Source organism: Sphingobium sp. TomMM35A, from assembly GCF_054771735.1.
The window spans coordinates 648,065-669,913 of the sequence record NZ_BSRC01000001.1 but is presented as its reverse complement, the minus strand read 5'-3'; the positions used below and the strand labels follow the sequence as shown (position 1 = coordinate 669,913).

General features: G+C 63.2%; 21 protein-coding genes and 1 other RNA gene. 2 read left to right on the top strand and 20 right to left on the bottom strand.

The window, feature by feature from the left end; translation table 11 throughout:
* Window position 1 precedes the first annotated feature (1 nt).
* The 13 genes from ACYU8T_RS03330 to ACYU8T_RS03270 form a co-directional block, all read right to left on the bottom strand.
* Complete coding sequence (locus ACYU8T_RS03330) at window positions 2-751, bottom strand: prepilin peptidase (RefSeq protein ID WP_461158508.1); 750 nt, start codon at window positions 749-751, stop codon at window positions 2-4.
* On the bottom strand, window positions 748-1,470 hold the full coding sequence (gene gspN, locus ACYU8T_RS03325; protein WP_461158507.1) for a type II secretion system protein N: 723 nt from the start codon (window positions 1,468-1,470) through the stop codon (window positions 748-750). The genes ACYU8T_RS03330 and gspN overlap by 4 nt, the downstream gene beginning before the upstream one ends.
* A complete protein-coding gene (gspM, locus tag ACYU8T_RS03320; RefSeq protein ID WP_461158506.1) occupies window positions 1,467-1,955 on the bottom strand; it encodes a type II secretion system protein GspM in 489 nt (162 codons plus the stop codon). The genes gspN and gspM overlap by 4 nt, the downstream gene beginning before the upstream one ends.
* Entirely contained in the window at window positions 1,952-3,061 is a 1,110-nt protein-coding gene (gene gspL / locus ACYU8T_RS03315; RefSeq protein ID WP_461158505.1) for a type II secretion system protein GspL, read from the bottom strand. The genes gspM and gspL overlap by 4 nt, the downstream gene beginning before the upstream one ends.
* Entirely contained in the window at window positions 3,058-4,047 is a 990-nt protein-coding gene (gene gspK / locus ACYU8T_RS03310; RefSeq protein ID WP_461158504.1) for a type II secretion system minor pseudopilin GspK, read from the bottom strand. Before gspK ends, gspL begins: the two co-directional genes overlap by 4 nt.
* The gene (gene gspJ, locus ACYU8T_RS03305; protein WP_461158503.1) at window positions 4,040-4,741 is read right to left on the bottom strand and encodes a type II secretion system minor pseudopilin GspJ; all 702 of its coding nucleotides are present in this window, start codon (window positions 4,739-4,741) and stop codon (window positions 4,040-4,042) included. Before gspJ ends, gspK begins: the two co-directional genes overlap by 8 nt.
* Window positions 4,741-5,112, bottom strand: coding sequence for a type II secretion system minor pseudopilin GspI (gene gspI / locus ACYU8T_RS03300; RefSeq protein ID WP_461159733.1), 372 nt, complete (start codon window positions 5,110-5,112; stop codon window positions 4,741-4,743). Before gspI ends, gspJ begins: the two co-directional genes overlap by 1 nt.
* A gap of 127 nt (window positions 5,113-5,239) precedes the next feature.
* A complete protein-coding gene (locus tag ACYU8T_RS03295) occupies window positions 5,240-5,725 on the bottom strand; it encodes a GspH/FimT family pseudopilin (RefSeq protein ID WP_461158502.1) in 486 nt (161 codons plus the stop codon).
* Window positions 5,697-6,263 carry a type II secretion system major pseudopilin GspG gene (gene gspG, locus ACYU8T_RS03290; RefSeq protein WP_461158501.1) on the bottom strand — a complete coding sequence of 189 codons (567 nt, stop codon included), beginning with the start codon at window positions 6,261-6,263 and terminating at the stop codon, window positions 5,697-5,699. Before gspG ends, ACYU8T_RS03295 begins: the two co-directional genes overlap by 29 nt.
* A 9-nt stretch (window positions 6,264-6,272) precedes the next feature.
* Window positions 6,273-7,490 carry a type II secretion system inner membrane protein GspF gene (gene gspF, locus ACYU8T_RS03285; protein WP_097091954.1) on the bottom strand — a complete coding sequence of 406 codons (1,218 nt, stop codon included), beginning with the start codon at window positions 7,488-7,490 and terminating at the stop codon, window positions 6,273-6,275.
* On the bottom strand, window positions 7,483-9,024 hold the full coding sequence (gene gspE, locus ACYU8T_RS03280; RefSeq protein ID WP_461158500.1) for a type II secretion system ATPase GspE: 1,542 nt from the start codon (window positions 9,022-9,024) through the stop codon (window positions 7,483-7,485). The genes gspF and gspE overlap by 8 nt, the downstream gene beginning before the upstream one ends.
* Entirely contained in the window at window positions 9,021-11,222 is a 2,202-nt protein-coding gene (gene gspD, locus ACYU8T_RS03275) for a type II secretion system secretin GspD (RefSeq protein ID WP_461158499.1), read from the bottom strand. Before gspD ends, gspE begins: the two co-directional genes overlap by 4 nt.
* Window positions 11,219-12,043: a type II secretion system protein N gene (locus ACYU8T_RS03270; RefSeq protein WP_201514596.1), complete on the bottom strand. Its 825-nt coding sequence runs from the start codon at window positions 12,041-12,043 to the stop codon at window positions 11,219-11,221. The genes gspD and ACYU8T_RS03270 overlap by 4 nt, the downstream gene beginning before the upstream one ends.
* Before the next feature lie 170 nt (window positions 12,044-12,213).
* Between ACYU8T_RS03270 and ACYU8T_RS03265 the strand changes: the two genes are divergently transcribed.
* On the top strand, window positions 12,214-12,867 hold the full coding sequence (locus ACYU8T_RS03265; RefSeq protein ID WP_236574974.1) for a prolyl hydroxylase family protein: 654 nt from the start codon (window positions 12,214-12,216) through the stop codon (window positions 12,865-12,867).
* Here ACYU8T_RS03265 and ACYU8T_RS03260 read toward each other — a convergent pair.
* The 7 genes from ACYU8T_RS03260 to ACYU8T_RS03230 all read right to left on the bottom strand — a co-directional run bounded on the left by ACYU8T_RS03260 (window position 12,864) and on the right by ACYU8T_RS03230 (window position 21,075).
* Window positions 12,864-14,300 carry a CYTH and CHAD domain-containing protein gene (locus tag ACYU8T_RS03260; RefSeq protein ID WP_461158498.1) on the bottom strand — a complete coding sequence of 479 codons (1,437 nt, stop codon included), beginning with the start codon at window positions 14,298-14,300 and terminating at the stop codon, window positions 12,864-12,866. The genes ACYU8T_RS03265 and ACYU8T_RS03260 overlap by 4 nt on opposite strands.
* A gap of 121 nt (window positions 14,301-14,421) precedes the next feature.
* Window positions 14,422-17,124 carry a TonB-dependent receptor domain-containing protein gene (locus ACYU8T_RS03255; RefSeq protein WP_201514599.1) on the bottom strand — a complete coding sequence of 901 codons (2,703 nt, stop codon included), beginning with the start codon at window positions 17,122-17,124 and terminating at the stop codon, window positions 14,422-14,424.
* Window positions 17,125-17,214: 90 nt separating this feature from the next.
* On the bottom strand, window positions 17,215-18,801 hold the full coding sequence (locus tag ACYU8T_RS03250; RefSeq protein ID WP_461158497.1) for a hypothetical protein: 1,587 nt from the start codon (window positions 18,799-18,801) through the stop codon (window positions 17,215-17,217).
* A gap of 257 nt (window positions 18,802-19,058) precedes the next feature.
* Entirely contained in the window at window positions 19,059-19,442 is a 384-nt protein-coding gene (locus ACYU8T_RS03245) for a tetratricopeptide repeat protein (RefSeq protein WP_461158496.1), read from the bottom strand.
* 304 nt (window positions 19,443-19,746) lie between these two features.
* Window positions 19,747-20,090: a transfer-messenger RNA gene (gene ssrA, locus ACYU8T_RS03240) on the bottom strand.
* A gap of 4 nt (window positions 20,091-20,094) precedes the next feature.
* On the bottom strand, window positions 20,095-20,607 hold the full coding sequence (locus ACYU8T_RS03235; protein WP_461158495.1) for a hemerythrin domain-containing protein: 513 nt from the start codon (window positions 20,605-20,607) through the stop codon (window positions 20,095-20,097).
* A gap of 66 nt (window positions 20,608-20,673) precedes the next feature.
* The gene (locus ACYU8T_RS03230; RefSeq protein ID WP_097091963.1) at window positions 20,674-21,075 is read right to left on the bottom strand and encodes a DUF6766 family protein; all 402 of its coding nucleotides are present in this window, start codon (window positions 21,073-21,075) and stop codon (window positions 20,674-20,676) included.
* Between the two features lie 118 nt (window positions 21,076-21,193).
* Between ACYU8T_RS03230 and ACYU8T_RS03225 the strand changes: the two genes are divergently transcribed.
* On the top strand, window positions 21,194-21,784 hold the full coding sequence (locus ACYU8T_RS03225) for an anthranilate synthase component II (RefSeq protein ID WP_097091964.1): 591 nt from the start codon (window positions 21,194-21,196) through the stop codon (window positions 21,782-21,784).
* Window positions 21,785-21,849 lie beyond the last annotated feature (65 nt).

The window sequence follows — 21,849 nt, the reverse complement described above, 5'->3', positions numbered from 1 at the left end:
ATCAGCGGATCGACGCCAACACCCACCAGCCCGGCAGCGCAGCGACCGCAAGAAATGTCCCCAGCGGCACCCGCGTGGCAGCCGTTATCCTGCGCCCCCCGACCATGCCGGAAAGCACCACCGACAACCCAAGGCTCGCCGCCATGAGCAATATGAACGGCAGCGCCTGCCAACCGAACCATCCGCCCAGCGCCCCCATCAGCTTTGCGTCGCCCAAACCCAGCCCGTCACGCCCCCGCGCCGCGCGATAGCTGACCGCCACAAGCAGCAGCACGGCATATCCCCCCGCTGCGCCTATCAGCCGGTCCACCAGCGTCACATCGGTCACCCACAGCCCCAGCGTCAGGCCAAGAAAGGCGAGCGGCAAGGTCAGCGCATCGGGCAGCCAGAAGTGCCGCCAATCCAGCACAGCGAGCGTCAGCAGCAGCCATCCGAACAAAGCCCAACCCGCGCCCGCCAGCCCCGGCGCCGCCCCGCACGCCAGCGCTCCGATAACCGCGCAGCCCGCCTCCATCCACCCATGCAGCGGATCGATCTTCGCGCCACATGTTCGGCATCGTCCCCGCAAAGCCAGGGCGCTGATCACCGGCACCAGGTCGATTGCGCCCAGCACCCGCCCACACCCGTCGCAGGCCGACCGTCCACCTGCGACGCCTCGCCCTTCCGGCCAGCGCAGCACCAGCGTCCCCAAAAAGCTGCCTGCGATCGCGCCCGCGGCCGCGCCCAGCACCGCCCACAGCGGATCGATCACAGCGTCCCTTCGACCGTCAAAACCCGCGCGCCGCCTGTCCCGGCAAAGCCAGCCTTCGCCAGCGCATCGCCAAGCGCCGCGTCTGCCGTCTCCACCCGCATTTCGGCGACATAGCGGCCGGACCGCCATATCCGCAGGTTGATCTTCTCCAGCCCCGATTGGCTCACCAGCGGCAACAGCAACGCCTTACCATCGCAGCTCGCCACGCCTGACAGCCCTTGCGTCAGGTTGAGGCCCGGAAACTGCCCCGCCATCTGCGCCCGCACCCGACCCTCGGCATGACCGCAGCGGTCGCCGGTAAAATAAGCCGTCACATCCTCCATCGCCAAACTCGCGATCGGAAGCGGCGCGAAGCTTCGGCCGAGCGGCACCGTCCCCGTCACATCATCGATGCCCACGCGACCGAACCCCACCGTCAGCGCGCCGCTCAGATCATCCGCCGCGCCCTGCCGCCGCCAAATATCCACTCGGGCCCGTCCCATCAGCAACTGCACCGGCGACAAGGCGGCGTTGACCGTTCCGACCGGCATCGTGCCCAGCATAAGCTGGTCCATCCGTCCGTTCCACAGCGTCCCCCGCACCTCCCGCGCGGCGACGCCCAGCCGATCAAGGCCAGACAGCCCCAGCGCGATCCGCATCGGCATGAACAGGATCAGCCCAAGGACGAATAACAGCACGATCCCAATTCGCGTCCGCCGCGACCAGCCGAGCCGAGTCATTGCCCCGCCCCGCGAACCAGCACCGCCTGCACCGAAACGCTACCCGCCGTCGGCGAAGGCCGCGCGCTCATCGTCTCCACCTGCACACCCTGCGCCTCCAGCGCCGCCAGCCAGGAAAACAGCGCCACTGGCCGCACCGACGCCATCGCAATCTCGATGCGCGCGCCGCCCTGCGCCTCAGCCCGCTCCAGCGTCAGTCCCGCCTCGCCCGCGCTCTGGCTCACCAACTGATCGATCCCCACCGTGGCAGAAGCACCCGCCACCCCGCGCGGTAGCGTCTTGAGCAGCTTGACCTTCGCCCGCATCGCCGCATTGCGGTCGGTCGCCTCGATCAGCGCCTCGCGCGCCGACCGCTGCGCCGCCGCCAGCGGGTACAGCACGCCCAGCCACAGCACCACCACCGCCAGCAGCGCGAACATCACGCCCAGCATCCATCGCTCGCGCGGCGATCGTTCGCCCCACATGGTTTTCACCGCGTCCATCATGATCGCACCGTTATGTCAGCGAGCGCGCGCCCGCGCGGGTCCTGCGAAGGCGTCGCCGTGATGGTGAAGCCCGCGCCTTGCAACGCCAGCAGCACCGCGTTGATCTCCTCCACCTTGGCCGCCGCCAGCGTGGCACGGATCATCCCGTCCGGATCACGCGACAGCGCCGTCATCGACACGCCGGGCGCCTCCTGCAGGGCGTTCAGCAATCCCGCCACCGGCGCGGTAAAGGCATAGGCCCCCGCCCCGCGCGCCGCCAGCTGCCGCTCGATCTCCGCCTCGGCCTGGGCCAGGTCGCCCGCGCCCGGCACCACCTGCCGCGCCAGCGCCAGGCTCTCCGCGTCCAGTCCACGCGCCGCTACATGCTGCCGCACCAGCCCCGTCAGCGAGATAAGCAGGCTGACGAGCAGGATCAGCCCGCTCCACAGCACAATCCGCCGAAGCACGGCCTTGTCCGCGACCCGCCGCACCCGCTTGGCAAAGTCGCCCTGCCGCAGGTCGAGCGGCGGCCGCTCCAGCGCCTCGACCACCCGCGCCTCAACCTCATCGGCAGGCACGTCTTCGATCAGCGCGTCGCCAGCGAATATGGGAGCAAGATCGCCACCAAATGCGACGCCGGGACCCCTCAGCATCACCTCGCCGCCAAGCGAACCGCGCGCAAAGCCTTCATCCGGTCCCGGCAGCAGCAGCGGCGCAGGCACGATGATGTCGGGGTCCAGCCCATGATGCTGCGCCCAGAGCAGCCAATGCTGCATGTCGCTGCGCGCCGCGACCGCGACGACATGCGGCCGGGCCGGGTCATCATTCTCGTTGGCCGCCGCGAAAAGCTGATCGGCAGGCACGATCCCGCCCGCCAGCGCCGCCAGTCGCGCCGCCGCCCGACCCTGCCGGGGTGCGAGCTCGGGATATTCGGCCCAATGCAAAGTCACCATCGCAGCAGGCGGCACCAACATCACCACCGCGTCTGCGGGCAAGGCCGTAAGGCCGCATGCCGCCAACCAATTCGCCCCCTCGCCACGTTGCGTCACCGCACCATCGACGACCCGCATCCACAGCGGCTCGCCATCTTCAGGCAGCGCGACGATCAATCCTTCCGCCACGCTCATGCGCCGGTTCCCCAGCTGCGGCGGATCAACCTGGCCGGGCTCTCCCGGGCATCGATCAGCGCCCGCTCAACCACTTGCGTACCCCCAACGTCCACCGTCACGTCCACCCCGAAAAATCCTGTGGTCAGCTTGACCTGATTGGCCGCTTCCTCGAGCGGATTGATGCCTTGGGCGGCGAGCGGCGCCCAGAACTGCACTGTGCTGCCATAGCCCTCGGCGGGCCGCTGCACCAAATATTGCCGCGCCTGGGCGACGCTCACCTGCCCTTGGAGCAGCATCGCGAACAGCACCGCCTGTCCCGGCAGCAGCGTATTGACGTTGATCGGCGACAGATCCGATGTCGGCAATGCGCACACCCATGGCCGCGCCAGATCATAAATGGCGGGCGTTACGCCATGCACAGCCCGCAACTCGCTCGCATCCACCATGAAGCGGTTGGCCGTGCGATAGGGCCGCGCCGCCTGCGCATAGGCGTCATCTTCCGCGCCGCCCGGCTGCGGCACGCTGTCGCTGTCGATCCAATCGGCCAGCGACGCCGCCGCCACCTGCGCCTGACGCGCATCGATGCCCAGCGCCTGCAACAATGCCTGGAATTGCGACACGCCGACCGGCCGGACCTTCAGATTGGACTCATTCTCGCCAGCCACCACGCTGTTGAGGTTGAAGCAATTGCCCGCGTCGCTCACCCGCGCACTCGCAGCCCCACCCGAAACAGCAACCGGCTGCGGCGTCCCCATCCAGTTCCCGGCCAGCGTCGTCTTGCCCGGACTGGCGGCGACCAGATCGCCAATCCGCAGCCGCGCCATCTCCACCCCCGCGTCGGCAAAGGCGCGCGCCTGATCCACAGCGCCGCCATTTCCCGTTATCCGCGTTGCAAGCGCCAGCCGCTCCAACGCCGTTGAAGCAACCACCGCCATCACCGCGACCAGCAGCAACACCGTCAGCAGCGCCGCGCCGCGCTCGCCTTTCTTCCCGGGATCAGGCACCGGCCATCTCCCCTTCCAGCTTCTCCGCAGGCCCGGGTCCCACCAGAAAACGCAGGGTAACGGGCGGCTCGCCGGTGCGCGTCACCGTCATTTCGACAGCGCGCGGCATCAGGTCGGGTTGCGTCGGGATCCACTCATTGCGCCACTCGCCCTGCCCATCGCGAAAGCGCAGGGCGACATCATCGACATGATCCAGCAGCGTGGCCGGATCATCCCCGGCCGCACCATCGACCTGCGCATAGGTGCGCCGCTCCAACCGACCCTGCCGCACCCAATATTCAACCTTTTGCAGCGAAGGGCGCGGCAGATCGCCCAGATTATCCCATCCGCCCCGCACGAACTGCATCACCGGCACGGCCTCGCCCTCACGGTGCGACCAGAATGCAGGGGCGAGCGTCCCTGCTTCCGTCCGGCTAATGCGCGGCACCGCCTGCCCAAGATCAGCCGCGAGCGCTCCGCCCGCCCGCTGCACCGCCGCCAAGTCATCCAGCCGCGCCTTCACCTGCGCCTGTGCCGACACGCTGTTGCCGAGCAGCAGCACGCCCGCCGCCGCCAGCATCGCGAATATCATCAGCGCGACCAGCAACTCGATCAGGGTAAAGCCCGCCTGCGCCCGGCCTCCCCCCCGATCGGTCCGATCGAAACGGAGAAGGCCGGTATTCGCCCCCGATCCCTGCTGATCCCGGCGCCTCATCACTGCACCGCTCGCACAAAGCTCAACACGACCGGCGACGTCCCCGCCTGCCCACTTACCGTCAAATCGACCTGCAACAGCCGCTTGTCGCTCGTCGCCTTCACCATCCGCACCCAATGCCAACGCCGCCCGCCATTCTCGACATCACCCTCTTCGCTCCCGATCCAAGGCGGCGCGGCATCGGTCTGCATCTCCACCATCAGGTTGCGCGCGACGATCTGTCCCAGCGCCTTGCTGTCGAGGTCCGCCGCCGTCCGCAACGTCACCCCCTGCAATCGCACCAGCGCCAGCGCCGCCAGGCTGAACACGGCAAGCGCCACCAGCATCTCCAGCAGCGTGAAGCCTTGTTCCTTTTTAGCTTTGGTCGAGATTTGGTTCAGGTTGAGCCGAAAAGCGTTATTTTTGAGCACCGGAGCGCAGCGTACTCTAAGGTACGTGAGCACCGGAGCGCAGAAAATAGCGCTTTGCAGGCCGACATGAGCCAAATATCGGCCAAAGCTACCCACCGACCATGACCTTTCCAGCCATGTCCACGGTAATCGAAATCCGCTCCGCCTCCCGCGCCAAGGTCACGGTCATCGGATCGGTCGGCAACCCCGTCCCATCAAAACCAATCTGCTGCCGCCCGTCCTTGCCAAGCAGCGCCCGTGTCCCCGACTTCCAGTTCGCCGTCACGAACGGCTGCTCCTCCACCGGCACCCATTGCCCGCCATCGCGGCGCTGAAATCCATAGCCTGATGCGGACACCCACAGCCCCATCGGCCGCGCGGTCACGACCGCTTCGTCGCGCGCGGCAGCAACGCGCGCGGCAAAGCGATCGGCATCCTCGACAACCCGCCCACGCGGGTCCGGCAGGGCAAGCACCACAGCAGCCGAAATGAAGCCGATGATCGTCAACACGACCATCAGCTCGATCAAGGTGAAACCGCACTCGTCGGAAGACGAGCTCTCGGCCTCAAAGCTCGCTGGAATAGATATCCGCATTCTCGCTCTCGCCGCCCGGCTGGCCGTCCGCGCCCAGCGAACTGATGTCGAACGCGCCCTTCCGCCCCGGCACCACATAATTATAGGCGCGGCCCCACGGGTCCTGCGGCAGCTTCTTGATATAGCCGCCCCGGCGATACCGTTGCGGCTGCGCCAGTGAAGCAGGCGGGTTGATCAGCGCCTGCAATCCATCCGCCTGCGAAGGATAGCTCAGATTATCAAGTCGATACTGTTCCAGCGCCTGCTCGATCGTCGCGATATCCGCCTTCGCCTTCTCGACCCGCGCCGTATCTGTCGCCGGAATGACGTTGATCGCCACGATCGTTGCCAGCAACCCGATGATGACGATTACCACCATGAGTTCGACGAGGGTGAAGCCGTGTTCGGCGGAACGTCGAAGGACAACAACGCTACCTTCCCTGACTTCGTCATCCCGGCGAAAGCCGGGATCCCGCTGTTCTTCTGCATTATCCCGCACATCCAACGAAGCAGTGGGATTCCGGCTTCCGCCGGAATGACGGAGGAAAAACTGTTCCATAATCACTCCTCAAGCCCCCGTAAGGCTCTGCAATTGCAGGATAGGCAGCAGGATCGACAAGATGATCACCGCCACGATCCCGCCCATCAATATGATGATCACCGGCTCCAGCATGGCGAGCGCGGCGGAGGTGAAGCTGTCAAACTCCCGCTCCAGATAATCGGCTGCCCGCTCCAGCATCGTGTCCAGCCGCCCCGCGCTCTCCCCGCTCGCCGCCAGATAGACCAGCAGCGGCGGAAACACGCCCGCGCGCCGCAATGCCGCCGACAGGCTGCCGCCACCGCGAATGGCCTCGACAATCTCTTCCGAAGCCTGCCGCAGCACGCGATTATGCACCGTCTGCGTGGTGAGCGATAAACCCTCCATCAATGGCAGGCGGCTTGCCACCATCGTCGACAAGGTCCGCGCCATGCGCGCCGCATGCAAGTCGCGGATCAACCGCCCCAGCAGCGGCAGCCGCAACAACGTCGCGTCAAATCGATAGCGGAAGGCTTCGACCTTCAAGGCGCGCCAGAAGGCAAAAGCGCCCACCGCGATCAGGATCGCCAGCAGCCACCAATAGCCCGCAAGAAAAGCGGAAATCCCCATCACCATTCGCGTCAGCAGCGGCAGGTCCTGCCCCACCGTGTCGAACTGCTCCACCACCTTGGGCACGACAAAGATCATCAGCGCCGCGACCACGCACACCGCAAAGGCCGCCAGCACGCTTGGATAGGCAATCGCGGTCAGCACCTTGGACCGGATCACCGCCTGCCTCTCCATCAGGTCGGACAGGCGCTCCATGATCGTCGGCAGGCTGCCGGAGCTTTCCCCCGCGGATATCATGGCCCGATACAGCGCCGGGAAGCTCCTCGGCTCCGCGCCCAGGGCATCCGCCAGCCGCCGCCCTTCCAGCACTCCCGAATGCACCTTGCTGACGATGGCGCGGACATGTTCCTGCTCGCTCTGCCGCCCGATCGTCCGCAGCGATTCCTCCAGCGGGCTCACCTGGATCAACGTCGAAAGCTGCCGCGTGAACAGCGTCAATTCCTTGGCCGACAGCCGCGGCGCGCGCAGGGAAAAGGCCGCGCGCCTGGCCGCCTTCTCCACCACGCCCGGCTCGATCCGCACGATGAACAGTTTGCGCGCGTCCAGCTTCGCCCGCGCATCCTCGACCGTCTCGGCCTTCACCTTGCCGGTGCGTTCCTTGCCCGCCGGATCGATGACCAGATAATCGAACTCAGCCATCGGCGATGGTTTCCACCTCCGCCGCGTCGCGCCGCGACACGCGAATGGCTTCTTCCGCCGTGGTCTGCCCGTCGCGCACCAATGCCCGCGCCGCAGACCCCAGATTGGGTGCGTTCAGGAAAGCGTGCCGCGCGATCAGGGATTCATCGCCGCCATCGTTGATCAGGCGGCGGATCGTGTCGTCCACCCGGATCGCTTCGAACACCCCGATCCGGCCCTTGTATCCGGTTCCGTTGCACTGCTCGCAACCCCGCGCCCGATAGATGATCGTTCCGGGATCGAAACCAAGGAGTGCGCTCGCCGACTTGTCCGCCTGCACCGGCTCGCGGCAATGCTGGCACAGCCGCCGCACCAGCCGCTGCGCAATCACCGCGCGCAATGTCGATGCGAGCAGGAAAGGCTCCACCCGCATGTCCCGCATCCGCGTGATCGCGCCAACCGCATCATTGGTATGCACGGTCGATAGCACCAGATGCCCCGTCAGCGATGCCTGAACGGCAATCTCCGCCGTCTCCCGGTCGCGAATTTCGCCGACCATCACCACGTCGGGGTCTTGCCGCAGGATCGCCCGCAACCCGGCCGCGAAGGTCAGGCCCACCTTCGCATTCACCTGCGTCTGCCCGACCCCTTCGACCGCATATTCGACCGGGTCCTCCACGGTCAGGATATTGCGCGTCCCGTCGTTCAACTGTCTCAGACCCGCATAAAGCGTCGTCGTCTTGCCCGACCCTGTAGGACCCGTGACCAGGATAATCCCGTTCGGTTCATGCAATCCTTCACGAAAAATCCGGTCCGCCGCCCCCGCCATGCCCAGCAGGTCAAGGTTCATCCCCGCATTCTCCTTGTCGAGAATACGCAGCACAACCCGTTCTCCCGCCCGGCTCGGCAGCGTCGAAACGCGCACGTCCAGCAACTTGCCGCCCAGCGTCAGCCCGATGCGCCCATCCTGCGGCACCCGCCGCTCGGCGATGTCCAGACGCGCCATCACCTTGATGCGGCTCACGACGACCGGCGCGACATGCGGCGGCATCCGCAAAGTCTCTCGCAGCACGCCGTCAATCCGCATCCGCACGATCAAGCCCGTTTCATAGGGCTCGATATGAATGTCCGAAACGCCCTGCCGCGCCGCCTCCGCGATGATGCCGTTGATCAAGCGGATCGCAGGAGCGTCATCCGCGCTGTCGAGCAGATCGTCAGCGGTCGGAATATCGGCGGCCAATATGTCCAGCTCGTCCGCCCCGACTTCCAGCGAACCCGCCATGGCGGCCGCGCTGCCCTCCATCGCATAATGGTCGGACAAATGCCGATCGAACTGCGGCCCATCGACAAACCGCACGTCAAAGCTCCGCGCCAGATGCCGCCGCACCTCCAGCAGTACGCGCGGATCGCTCCCCTCGCGCACGGCAATGATCAGCCGCTCGCCGTCCAGCGGCAGCATGACGACGCCATGCTTGCGCGCGAAGACATAGGGAATATCGACGGCACGCGGAGCAAGGTGCAGGGGCTCGCTCTCTTGCGGGCCTGCGTCCGTCACCGTCGTTCTCCACTTGCCGGAACGTCCACGGGCCGCACTACGCCGCTCGATTGCCGCATCGTCGGCTCGATCACCTGTGTCTGGGGCGGAGCCTCGGCTCCCGGCTGCACCACCGCATCGCCTGCCCGCATCGGCGCAGGCGGCGTCGCGCCCATATAGTCGCGCACCAGTTCATCGATGCTGGGTTCGGCATCGGGATTGCGCGCCATCTGCATGTTCCGCACATAGCCATAGCGTTGCTGCGTCAGCCGCTGCGCATCTTCCTTCGACCTCAGGATCGTCGGGCGGATGAAGACCATGAGGTTCGTCTTGCTCCGGCTCTTGCTGCGCGATTTGAACAGCTCACCAAGGCCCGGAATATCGGACAGTAGCGGAATACGCTCGATCGTTTTGCGCTCATTGTCGTCGAGCAGTCCGCCCAGTGCCAATATCTCGCCATCGTCGACCGTGACCGTCGTTTCGATCTCGCGCTTGTTGATGATGAGGTCGCTGTTGTTGTTCGAAACCGGCCCCGCGACGCTCGAAACTTCCTGTTTCAGGAACAGCTTGATCGCGCCGCCGGTGTTGATCTGCGGCTTCACCTCCAGCTTGATGCCGACATCCTGCCGCTGCACCGTACGGAACTGATTGTCGAAATTCTGGCTCAGCGCTTCGCCGGTGGTGATCGGCACCTGCTGCCCGACCAGGATCGACGCCTTCTGGTTGTCCAAGGTCATGACAGAGGGCGTCGACAGAATGTTGCTGTCCGTGTCGGATCGCACAGCGTTGATGATTGCGCCGAAGATGCCGTTGCGTCCGATCTGCGTTGCAACCCCACCAAAGCCGCCGGTCGCGTTCATCAGGCTATCGACTGCCGCCTGCTGCAACGTGCTTGCAAGCTGGCTGTTCTCGGTCGTGGTGGTGGTCGTCGTCACGCCCCCATTCACCGTTGTGGTGGTCGTCTTCCCCAATTCGTTCGCGCCAATCGCCCCCGCCAGCGTCAACAGATTGGGCGAAGCATTGGAATAGTTGGTCGCGGCAAAGCCCGTCTTCGTGCTGCCGATCAGGAACTGCACGCCCAGCTTCTTGGCGGCGGCGTCGCTGATCTCGACGATGATCGCCTCTACCAATACCTGCTCGCGCCGCGTGTCCAGCTGTCGGATGGTTTCGCCCAGCATGCGCTGCACGTCACTGTTGGCCGCGACGATGATCGCATTCGCCCCTTCATAGCGAGTGACGATCGCTGGGCCGCGCGTCGAAATGCCGCTGCCTGATGATCCGCCAGCGTTCATCGCCGCAGGCGCGGCCGATGCTGGAGGCACGGCCGATGGAGCCCCCGTCACCGCTGGGACCGACGATGTCACAGCAGAGCCGGTCGATTGCCCCACCAGTTGCTGCAACACCGGCAGCAGCTTTTCGGCGTCCGCATGTTCCAGCCAGTAAACACGGATTTCCGTGCCGCTCGCCGCTTGCCGGTCAAGGTCGCGCGCCATTTGCGCCAGCCGCGCTACCGTCCCGGCATCGCCACGGATCGCGACCGAATTGCTGCTGTCGATCGGCACGATCGTCGCCGCCCGTTGCGCGCCTTCGCCACTGCTTTGTACGAGCGCCTGAAGCGATGTCGCGATTTCCCGCGCGCCCGCATTGCGCAGCGTGACGGTCAGCGTGGCCGCCGTGTCGCGGTCGATCCGAGCCAGCACTTGGCGAATGCGGCCGATATTGTCGGCATAATCCGCCACCACCACGCTGTTGCCCGCGCGATTGGCTGTCACTGACCCATCCTTGCTGACCAGCGGCCGCAGGGTCTCCAACGCGCTTGCCGCGTCGATCGACCGCAGGCGGAAGACCTCCGTCACGAACTGGTTGCGATTGGCCCCTCGCCCCACCACGCTGGGCTGGCCCGCCGCGCCATCGGCTGGCTGGATGCGATAGGCCCCACCCGGCGCCGGCACGGCCACAAGGCCGTTGGCGCGCAGGGTCGACAGGAAGATCTCGAAATATTCCGATCGCGACAACGGCCGGTCGGTGACGACCGACACCTTCCCCTGCACCCGATTGTCGATGATGAAGGTACGCCCTGTCACTCGCGCGGCGTCCTGGATGAAGGCACGGATGTCAGCGTCACGGACGTTGAGCGTCTGCTGGGCCAGGACCGGCGCGCCCATGGGCGACGCGAGCGCGAGGGCAGTAGCAGCGGAAAGAAGGAGTTTTCTGGTCATTGGCCTTGCAGGGTCAGGTTGATCGTCGAAAGGCCAGCGCCCCTCTCGACGGCCAGGGAAATGCGCGCCCCGGGCATGATTTTGCCCTGCAGCGCCTGAAGGTCGCTGGGCGAGCCGACCGGCTGTCCATCGACCTGGGTGATGACATCGCCGGGCTGGAAACCGGCGTTCTGGAAAGTGGGTCCCCTGGCCGTCAGGAAGAGGCCCGTGATACGCCCATTCTGCATGCGGGGCGCAAAGCCGATGTCGCGCTTCAGCCCGTCCGCCGTGGGATTGTCGATGCCGCCCGCCGGTGCCGGAACGGCGCCGCCTTCGCCCGGCGCAGCAGCGGGCGCGGGCTGGGATTGATCAAGGAATATCTGCTCTTCCGCGCCGCCGCGATCGATAGTGACATGATCGAACGCCACGGCCTTCAACAGGACGCCAGGCAATATCTCGTCACCCACCGCAAAACTGTTCTGCACGCCGTCAGGTCCAGCGATGATCGCCGACCCAAGGCCAGACCCCTCGTTCAACCGAATGCCATAGACGGTCAGCGCAAGCGAAGTGACCACGCCGCCGTTGGCCAGTTGTTGCGGACCAGCGCGATAAAAGGGGTCGAAGCTTGAGAAGAGCGCCTGACGCGCAGCGAAATTCGGAAACTGCGCCTGCCGCCCTTCCCAAGGACCAAAGCTGCCGACCGGCGTCAGCAGCGGCCAGATCAGCCTCGCGCACTGCACCGTCAGCAGCCCCAGCAACAGCTTCTCGACCACCCGCAGCCAATCGATGGGTGCCAGGCGGCTGCTAAGGCCCTGAAAGTTACTGCGAAACGGCACGCGCATGGAACTTGGTGATCCCCCTTGACACCCCGCGCTGCTAGGCAATTGTTTTTACTGCTGGATGACAAAAATGTGACCTATCCATGACAGGCGCAATCCGCAAGCGACGGCGCTTGCATTTAGAGCGCCAGACGGTAGCAAAAATGTCATATCACTCGCCCAGTGCAGCGCTCATGCGGAGCCCATCCATCCCTGTAGCTGCCGATGCCGACCCGAAATGGATCGCTTCACATCCACGCGTGCAGCGGGTGCCTAGCCGCGACCTCACGCTGTTTATCCAGCGCGACTTCCTGACGGCGGAGGAGTGCACCGGGCTGATCGAGCGGATAGAAGCGCGCCGTCGCCCCTCCACCATCGCCGATGCCAATGGTGACACGGCCTTCCGCACCAGCGAGACCTGCGATCTTGACACAGCGGACCCGTTTGTTGCCGCAATCGACGAAAAGCTCGCAGCCTTTGCGGGCATCGATCCGGCGTTCGGAGAACCAATCCAGGGACAGCGCTATGCCGTGGGTCAGGAATTCAAGCCCCATACCGACTATTTCGATCCCGCCGGGCTGGACTTCGTGCGCTACTGCTCCCTTTCCGGCAACCGCACCTGGACGCTGATGGTCTATCTCAATCAACCTTCGGCGGGCGGCGCGACCCGTTTCGTGAAGATCGGCAAAATGGTGCAACCGGAAAGCGGAAAGCTGTTGGCCTGGAACAATCGTCTGGAAACAGGCCGATGTAATGACGCCAGCCTGCACCATGGGATGAAGGTGCGCAGCGGCGTCAAATACATCATCACCAAATGGTATCGGGAAAAGATTTGGGTGGAGTCTTAGCGCCAAAAGCCCTTCATGTCCGCCAGCGCCTCATAAGCGTCCTCAGCCGCAGCCAACAGTTTCTTCTTGCTGCGCGCGCTGCCTAACAGTTCAGCATCGATCGGCAGCCCATGCCGCGCCAATATCGTGCCTGTGCTGGCAAGGTCATTGAGCGCGCCCAACTCATCCTGCAAATTTTCCAGCGCTTCGATATAGCGGCCATAACGCCGCTGCTGCTTCTTGCCAGCGAAGAGGCTTGCGAAGAATTCTGCCGCGTAGCGCAGCTTCTTTGCCTTCTTGCGTACTTCATGACGATGTTCATCGTCCAGCTTGGCCAGGCGGGCCGCATGTTTGACCACGCAATGATGGAAATGCTGCAAGCGGTCGGCGGCAAATGCTTCCGCGCCCTCATCGTCATTACCGTCAGCCCCACAGAGTGTTAGCCACTCCACGATATCCAACATCAGCGTACGCGCGCGAAGGGAATGGAGCGTTTCGATCACTCGTCCATGGACGACTGCCCGGGCCTCGCTGATCTGCTCATGCAGACCGCCGGGATTGATCCGCTCGATCAGCACATCCAGGTCGCGCGCTTCGCCCAGCAACTTGGCCAACCATCGCAAATCTTCCTGGAATCGCGTGACATCCTGATCCGCCAACTCCGCCTTGAACAGCGTGAAGGCGGAACGGAGCCGCCGAACGGCCACGCGCGCCTGGTGCAGCGCCTTGGGATCATACTGATCCAGTAGCAGATCTTCGTTCAGCCGATATTGCCGCACACAAGCCCGGACGATCGTTGCGAACGCCCCTTGCGCACTGGCGCCAGCGTTCAGCGTCACCGGTTCAGCCTTGAAGCAGGAAGGCGCCGACGCAAGCAGCCGATACCCCCTCTCGGATTTCGCCACGACCCCCAGCCGCACCGGCACGGTTGCCTCAATATGGCGCGCCAAGGAAAATAACCCGGCGGGCTCCCCGGTCTTTATCTCCAGCTCGGCCTCACAGATCGGCGCCTGCCGCTCGCCTGCGCGCACCCATCCACGGTCGAGCACAAGCTCGATCTCGGCCGCGCCTTCCTTCACAATCCATGTTCGCCGCTCGACCTCGACTTCGAAGGCAGGCTCGACCATTTCCGCCGCATCGCCTAGGATAGCGGCAAGCGGCGTACGGCTATCGATCACCGGCTCGTCAGAGGCGACAGGCATTTCCCATTCGGCGCGCGCAAAAATGCCGCCGCCCTGGCCGCCGTCATCGGCCTTCACCGTCTGGACGCGCTTCTTTCCCGACTTTCGGACCCGCAACGTATATCCCGACTTTTGAAGCTGCCGATCAGGAGTGTCGAAATAGATGGCGCGAAGTTCAACCCGCTGGACGTCCTCCGGCAGCAGGGGCAGTTGCTGAAACGCATCCGCCGCTTCGCGCGAAAGTTCCAGTTTCAGTTCGACTTCCTGATTCACCGCAGCCTCCGATTGCCTTGGTCGGCTATCACAGATCGGGAGAACGCACGAACCCTGTAAATGGCAAAGCGGCCGACGCGCCATGCGAATCGGCCACTTTGCTTCGACATTGCCGATGAGATCAGAAGGCTACGGTGAGCGAAGCCGCGATGGTGGTCCCAATCTTGTAGCGGTTGTAGAACACCTTGTTGCCGCCAAGCTGTTGAAACTCCTGGAACTTGCGACCGGTGATGTTGCGCGCTTCAAACTTGAACTCGCTCTTCACCCCACCCGGCAGGGTCACGCCCTGACGCGCGACGAAGTCCAGCGTCAAGCCCGGCTTTTCCTTGATGTCAGGCTGAAGATTGGGTCCACGGCTTGTGACGCGGGGGCTGGCATAGGTGAGCAACAGCGTCTGCTGCGACAGCCTGTCCGTATCCTCTAGCCCGATCTGGAAGTTCACCAGATGGTCCGACTGACCGGTCAGCGGAGCGCCATCTTGGAAATAGTCCGACGCGGCAGGCAAAGGGCCCGTCGTGTAGCTATAAGGGATGGTCGTATCCCCCTCACTCACCTTCAGTTTCGACTGGGTATAGGTGTAATTGCCGATCAGGACGATCCGACGCGTCTGAAAAAACGGCGAGTTCGACCAGCCATCGAGCGGCAGATATTTCTGCGCCTCGAACTCCGCGCCGTACAGCTGCGCTTCGGGTGCGTTGGCGAAGCTGGTCGTCACCGCATAGGTGTCGGTGATCGTCGTGAAGGTTTCGATGGGGTTCTTGATCTTCTTGTAGAAGGCAGCGGCTGTCAGCCGTTCTTCACGCCCAATATACCATTCTGCACGGATATCGCCGTTCCACAACTCGCTGTCTTGCAGGAAAGGATTGCCGCGGAAGAAGCGGTTGGACTCGGTGTCCAGATAGGGTTGGGCGATCAATTCGCGGAACTGCGGCCGAGCGATGGTCTTCGATCCACTCACCCGGAATTGCAGGTCCTTCGCCGCTTCAAGGGTGACGGTAACAGCGGGCAACCAATAGTCTTTTCGGATCTGGTTGAACGGCGTCACGCCGGTGCTGTAAACATCGACGCCGGTCACGGACTGCCGCCCCTTTTCATAGCGGACACCAGCGTCGAACGACAGACCCGGCAGCACCGACGCCTTCACCTGGGCATAGCCTGCATGGGTACGCAGCGCCGCGTCATAGACGGGATAATTGCCCGAAAATTCCAGCAGGCTGATGTCGAACAGCTGGATCGACGCGTCCGACAGCAGATAGTCAGGGCGCAACTGCTGCACCGGCACCGGCAGGTTGGTGGCGTCGAAATGCAGCTCATAGCGCGATGAGCGGCGCTTCGTGTCGCTGAACGCATAACCGACCGTCGCCGACACATCGCGCGAGAATTTGTAGCTGAGATCCCAACCAGCCGACCACAGATTTTCATTCAAGTCGCTGAAGGTGATCGAAGCGTCGCCGCGCTGGCGATTGAGCGCGTTGACGAAGCGGTCTCCAACAGGATCGACTGCCAGATCGCGGTTGGTGCGGACATATTCGAACTCGCGCTCATAGGGCGCTTCCCGTTGCGAGTTGGCATAGCCGCCGCGCACATCCAGGCTCAGCGCGTCGCTCAGCTTGAATTCGCCAACCAGCTGCGTGTCGATCAGCTGCCGCTCATACCAGCCGGTCTGCTGGTTGAGATAATCCGCACCCTGAATCTGGCCGTCATTCTGGCCGATCGCCAGAGCGCTGCGTTTCAGCGTGTCGCGGATATAGACGTTGGTCCAGCGGAGCTTCTGATTGCCGAGTTCAAGGCCAAAGCCCAGCAGGCCATTGACCGTTACATCATTTTCAGTGCTGATCTGGTTGTAATTGCGGCCCGCGCCTGCGGCGACATCCAGCGACGCCTGCTGCAGGTTTTCACGCGTCCGCCACTTGTTGCTATAGGATGCGGTGACAAGAACGCCAAAGCGGCCATCACTGCCGACATCGAAAGCGGTGCCGCCGTTGATCGAAGCGGAAAAGTTGAACGGCAAGCTGTTCGTGCGCTGCACGACAGAGGTGTTGCTGTTCTGGAACTGGGTCGCAATCGCGCGCAGGTCCGCGCGTGGAATGTTGGAGAATGGCGTGCCGCTGTTGATGGCGTTGACAAGGAGCCCCGGCACGTCGCGGGTGCCGTCATCAAAGCCGGTCCAGTCGGACTTGCTGCCATAATGGGTGTAGCCAAGCTGACCCGATGTTTCCGTGTTCGCCGAGCTGCCGACGCCGATTTCCAGGAAACTTTCGACCGGAATGGCCTTAGTCGTCAGGTTGATGACGCCGCCACCGAACTCGCCGGGGAAGTTCGCGGAAAAGCTCTTCTGAACCAATGTCGAAGCGATCACACTCGTCGGGAAGATGTCGAGCGGGACGACGCGCTTGAGCGGTTCGGGGCTGGGCAGCGGAGAACCGTTCAGCAGCGCCAGCGAATAGCGGTCACCAAGGCCGCGCACATAGACATAGCCGCCCGACACGACCGACAGGCCGGTGACGCGCTGCAAGGAACCCGCAATGTCGCCTTCGCCGGTGCGCTTGATGTCTGCGGCCGACAGGACGTTCACGACCTGCGGCGCTGCCCGCGACACATTGGTTGTCCGGCGGCCGGTCACTACGATATCGGAACCAGGGATCGAGACGTCGACATTGCCGGACTGCGCGTCGGCTTCTTCCGAAGCGCTCGGAACGCCGGACGTCGGAGCGGAATCGCTTGCCGAGGGCGTCGAACCGGTTGAGGTCTGCGCCATCACCGACGGAGCGGACAGCGCGGATGTAATGAGCAGCAGGCGAGCCAGGCTGAGCGGCTTCGACATGGCTTAGGTCCCCTTGGGATGAAATTCTTTGCAAAGAGGGCGGGGAAGCGCCGTTGCACGCTCCCCCGCCCCTGTTGAGGTCAGGTCAGATCAGGTCGTCGGAATGGCCGTGCAATTGCCGCTGGCGCTGCCGAAGCTCGCCGTCACGGAGTTGCAGGTCCAACCGGCATACCAGGTGTCATTGCTGTCCTTGACCGCGCCGACATAGTTGGTCGTGGTGAAAGCGGCATCGATCGTCTTGGGATCGGTCGCCGGACGCGCCGTTTCAGTCGCACCGTTGATGAACAGGCTGGTCAGCGACGGGGTGTAGCTGATCGTGCTGTTTGGGCCGGCTTCGAAGATCGACTGGACCACTGCTGCGGTCACGCCGTTGTTACCCTTGTAGGGCGTTGCCGGCAGGCACTGCATCGAAACGGAGATGTAGCGCGGCTTGCCTGCATCCTGCAGAGCCGTGTCAGCATCGCGAACCGTCGTGGCGCTGTCGATGCGCAGGCAGGTCTGGGTGGGGCTGACGATCAGGCCGTTCACCAGCGTCAAGTCAGCACCGCCGCGCAGCAGCATCGCCGAGCCGTTCGAGCCAGTGGTCGAACGATTAATGGCCGTGAAGTTTGCGACCTTCAGATACTGGCGCGGCAGCACGTCTTCGCCGTTGTTCGACGCCGACCCGCCGTTGGAGTCGGTCTCAAGGAAGCTGTCGCCGATGTTATTGCCTTCGCGCTGGACGCTCAGCAGATACTGAACCGTGCCGCGGAAACCAACGTCAGTGTCCAGATTGTCGTCTTCGTTGCCGGTTAGCACCAAGTAGCGAGGATGGACGCTGCCGCCAAAGATTTCGATACCATCGTCGGAGCTGTTGTGGACCTGGATGTGGTCAAGCTGTGTACCGGTGCCAACGCCCGAAGGGGTCAGGCCCTGAAGCTCGCTGGAACCCGAAAGGACGAACCCGGAATAGCGGATCTGCACATAGCTCATGCGGCCCGAGCTGTCGGCGTCGTTCGCGCCGCCATACAGGGCGTTGCTCGCGCCTTCCGTGTCGCGTTCACAGGCCGTGGTGCCCGCAGCAGCAGCGGGAGCCAGACAGTCCGTGATCTTCGCGCGGCCAAGCAGCACGACGCCGCCCCACTGACCCGACGATTGATCAGTGGCGGTGCCCAGAACGTTTTCACGGCTGGTGAAGATGATCGGCTGCGATGCGGTGCCAACCGCATTGATCTTGTTGCCGCGATTGACCGCCAGGAAGGTGTTGCCAGTGCCAGCGAAGATGACGACGCCCGGATCAATGCTGAGCGTCACGGCGGTGTTGGTGCTCGCCGCGCCCTGATCGGTGCCTACATCGACGCGACCCGGCATAGAATAGACGACGCCCGCAACCTTCGCGATCGCGGTTGAGCTGTTGAAGCGCGCCGGGAAGCCGCAATTGCGCCAGGTGCTCGTACCGTTGGAAATCGTGCCTAGATCAGTCAGCTGGTCAGATCCTGCAATGCTCGGACAGTTCGCGGCCGGGGTCACGACGCCCGGCGTGGGCGTAGGCGTACCCGGCGCGGGAGTCGGCGTCGGAGCGGGAAGGACGATGGTTCCTTCGCCCGGCGATGCGATGTCGTCGGCGCCGCAAGCGCTCAGCGCGGCGCAGGCGCAGCCCGCCATCAGGATGCTAGTGATGCGATTAGTCTTGACCATGTCGTCTCCGCTCCGGCGTCGCCGGTTTGTGATTGAATGCGGAGCGAAGGGGATTTTCGAATCGGACAACGCCCCCTGCCGCCCTCAATCGCGGCAGCTAAGGGTGGCAGATGACAGGCGCATTTTGCTTCAGTGACGAAAGCGTGACTTTAAAATGACATTTCGAAGACTATTGTTGCAATTTAGCGAAGAGGCCCGCGTAAAGAAAAGCGTCACCCTTGCGGACGACGCTTTCTCCCTCAGCAGAGACCGAAGCCTCAGCGCATGGCGTAGCTCGCTTCCAGGCGACCGAGCGCGCGACGCGCAACGTCGCGCGACGATGCCGCTTCACCGTTGGCGAGCAGCAGAGTGGACTCGGGAGCAAAGCGCGCCGAACGATATGCCTCGCGCGCATCCTTCATTCTACCCAGCCCTGCATAGGCGTTGCCCAGGTTGATGAGGCGAGCAGGATCATTTGCGCCTTCCGGCCACATAGGCGCCAATCGGCGGGCCGCTTTTTCATAATCTCTCGCTATCAGCGCGGAAGCGGCCAATCGGCCGTCCGGCACGCCGACGACCACGACTTCATCAGACGCTGCCGCAGCAGCGTTGGATATGCTTGCCGCCAGCGCCAGCCCAACTATCGCCGCCATTCTCACCATCCGATTTCTCCCGAAAAAACCTTCTACAATAGCCGGGATTATTTCATCTTGATGACAGGACTACAACTGACTGAAAGGACATGATAAAGGAATTTTATTCCCGCTATTTCAGCATGTTATAAGATTTTCGCACAACTGTCATAAAAGTGTAATCGCAATGTCTCCGTTGCGCCGCCCCGATTCGGGCATATGCGGTGAACAGCATTTCGCACGACAATGCCGTCCGCTCATTGGCGAGATGATGAAGGTCAGACGATCAGGGAAGGTCCGGAGGATTCTGTTGCCCGGCTCCTCCGGAAGCCGCTGAATTCCCTTCTGTTGCCCGGTGGGTTCAACCGCGTTCTTTTTGAGTAATGTCTGGCCGCGAGGCCATCAATTACGCAGCAAGAGCAAGAGCCTCGTTATCGTTGGCACTTACGTGTTTTGAACATTTTTACGGCTTACTCAGGCCGGGTGAAAACATCGCTTTTCAACACACGTCGATCCTAGTTCGGCCCCGTCAGACACCCCGGAATGCGGGACATGTGGTGGAGCCGCCGGGTACTGCCCCCGGGTCCGCTGCGCCTATTGCACGACACAATTTATCACCATAGCCGGGCGAACCCGGCACCGACGTATATGGGATAATGCGCCGGCTTTTTCAACTGCCGGATCAGGCGGCGACCAGATGCACGGCCTTGGGCTTCGCCACGGGCAAACCGCTCGCCTTCGCCTGCACCATCAATTCCTGCTTGCGGGCCATCATCTGGTCCCGCAACGCCACCAGATCTACATCCGTCTTGCGGCACTGCGCGAACATGCCGTCGGACTGCCGCTCCTCTTCCTTCACATGATGTTTGATCTCTTCGGACAGCACCGTGACCTTGGCGTCGTAGAAATCGTCTTCGGGCGATCCGGCCTCGATGTCGTTGACCAGCACCTTGGCCCCGTCATGCTCGACATAGGCTTCATCCAGCGTGTCGTCCTCGATCCTCCCGCGGAAAGCAGGGTAGAAAATCTCCTCCTCGATCATCGTGTGGATCTTCAGTTCCGTGCAAATCTGACGCGCGATTTCCTGCTTACGGTTCGCAGCCTTCGCCTTTTCAAACTGCTCGAACAATTCCTCGACCTTGCGGTGATCGGCTTTCAACAGGGCGATCGCGTCGGTAAACTCAGCTTTGGCCATCTCTGTCCTCCTCACGAACGATATTGCGAGAAAGCGGCTGAGGTGCGGCCCGGTTCCCGTTGCAAGTCATTCTCGCCCCACATCATGGCCGTGCGGCTTCGCATGCCCGCCGGCACGCAGATAACGATCATCGATTTCGCGGATCAGCTGCTCGGCATCCTTGCCGCCAGCGATCTTCAGCAGCTCGTCAACCTTGGCTTCAAGCCGATCGTCATTTTCTTTCGAAGCAGGCGATCCCACATAAAGGAAATAGGCGAGGCCAACGACCTGCCAGATCAACTGCAGAAATTCTGATTGCCAATTCTCGAACGTATCCCGCCCCATCTCGACGGCATAGGACGCCAACTCAGGCACCTGCCCATGCGATCGAGCCTCATCGACATAGGCCCACCAGCCAAACAGCCAGTGCCCCGCGATCGACACCAGGAAAAACAGGGCCGTGATCCAACCATAGGCATAGCGTTTCATACGACCTTCCCTCATTTTCGTTTCGGAAGGACAACGCAAAGGCCGCACACAGGTTCAACGCGCTGGCGGACTGATTCCGATTGGCCCAGCGCACTTCAATCTTTATAGCCCTCATCCCATGATCCTCGTCATCGACAATTACGACAGCTTCACCTGGAACCTGGTCCATTACCTCATGGAACTGGGCGCCGAGGTTGATGTCGTTCGCAACGACGCCATCTCCGCAGGCCAGGCGCTGTCCAGCGGCGCCAGCGCGTTCCTGCTTTCGCCCGGCCCTTGCACCCCGAATGAAGCAGGGGTCAGCCTCGACCTGGTAGCTGCTTGCGCTGATGCAGGCTCACCGCTGCTCGGCGTATGCCTCGGCCATCAGGCGATCGGACAGCATTTCGGGGGCCAAGTCGTTCGCGGCGGCCTGATGCATGGCAAGACGTCGCCCGTCACCCATGACGGCAGCGGGCTCTTTACGGGCATCCCATCACCCTTCACCGCCACCCGCTATCACTCGCTTATCGTGGAAGACATTCCCGATAACCTCGTCGTCAATGCGACTAGCGAGGATGGCTCCGTCATGGGCTTCCGTCACCAGAGCCTCCCCATCCACTCGGTCCAATTCCACCCGGAAAGCATCGCGACGGAATATGGGCATGACATGCTGGCCAACTTCATGCGCATCGCCGGCATTCCGGTCCGGGAGCGCGCTGCCGCCTGAATTTCGCGGCCCACAGCGGCAGGCACGACGACTTTCCCCTACCCCGCCCTCGACTCCTGCCACCC

Coding starts and splice junctions, on each gene's coding strand:
- gspN (WP_461158507.1), bottom strand. CDS start 1,470: ATGACTCGGCTCGGCTGGTCGCGGCGGACGCGAATTGGGATCGTGCTG.
- gspF (WP_097091954.1), bottom strand. CDS start 7,490: ATGGCTGAGTTCGATTATCTGGTCATCGATCCGGCGGGCAAGGAACGC.
- gspJ (WP_461158503.1), bottom strand. CDS start 4,741: ATGAGGCGCCGGGATCAGCAGGGATCGGGGGCGAATACCGGCCTTCTC.
- gspL (WP_461158505.1), bottom strand. CDS start 3,061: ATGAGCGTGGCGGAAGGATTGATCGTCGCGCTGCCTGAAGATGGCGAG.
- gspG (WP_461158501.1), bottom strand. CDS start 6,263: ATGGAACAGTTTTTCCTCCGTCATTCCGGCGGAAGCCGGAATCCCACT.
- ACYU8T_RS03270 (WP_201514596.1), bottom strand. CDS start 12,043: ATGCGCGTGCCGTTTCGCAGTAACTTTCAGGGCCTTAGCAGCCGCCTG.
- ACYU8T_RS03230 (WP_097091963.1), bottom strand. CDS start 21,075: ATGAAACGCTATGCCTATGGTTGGATCACGGCCCTGTTTTTCCTGGTG.
- ACYU8T_RS03235 (WP_461158495.1), bottom strand. CDS start 20,607: ATGGCCAAAGCTGAGTTTACCGACGCGATCGCCCTGTTGAAAGCCGAT.
- ACYU8T_RS03250 (WP_461158497.1), bottom strand. CDS start 18,801: ATGGTCAAGACTAATCGCATCACTAGCATCCTGATGGCGGGCTGCGCC.
- ACYU8T_RS03245 (WP_461158496.1), bottom strand. CDS start 19,442: ATGGTGAGAATGGCGGCGATAGTTGGGCTGGCGCTGGCGGCAAGCATA.
- gspD (WP_461158499.1), bottom strand. CDS start 11,222: ATGACCAGAAAACTCCTTCTTTCCGCTGCTACTGCCCTCGCGCTCGCG.
- ACYU8T_RS03295 (WP_461158502.1), bottom strand. CDS start 5,725: ATGCGGATATCTATTCCAGCGAGCTTTGAGGCCGAGAGCTCGTCTTCC.
- ACYU8T_RS03255 (WP_201514599.1), bottom strand. CDS start 17,124: ATGTCGAAGCCGCTCAGCCTGGCTCGCCTGCTGCTCATTACATCCGCG.
- gspM (WP_461158506.1), bottom strand. CDS start 1,955: ATGATGGACGCGGTGAAAACCATGTGGGGCGAACGATCGCCGCGCGAG.
- ACYU8T_RS03265 (WP_236574974.1), top strand. CDS start 12,214: ATGCGGAGCCCATCCATCCCTGTAGCTGCCGATGCCGACCCGAAATGG.
- ACYU8T_RS03225 (WP_097091964.1), top strand. CDS start 21,194: ATGATCCTCGTCATCGACAATTACGACAGCTTCACCTGGAACCTGGTC.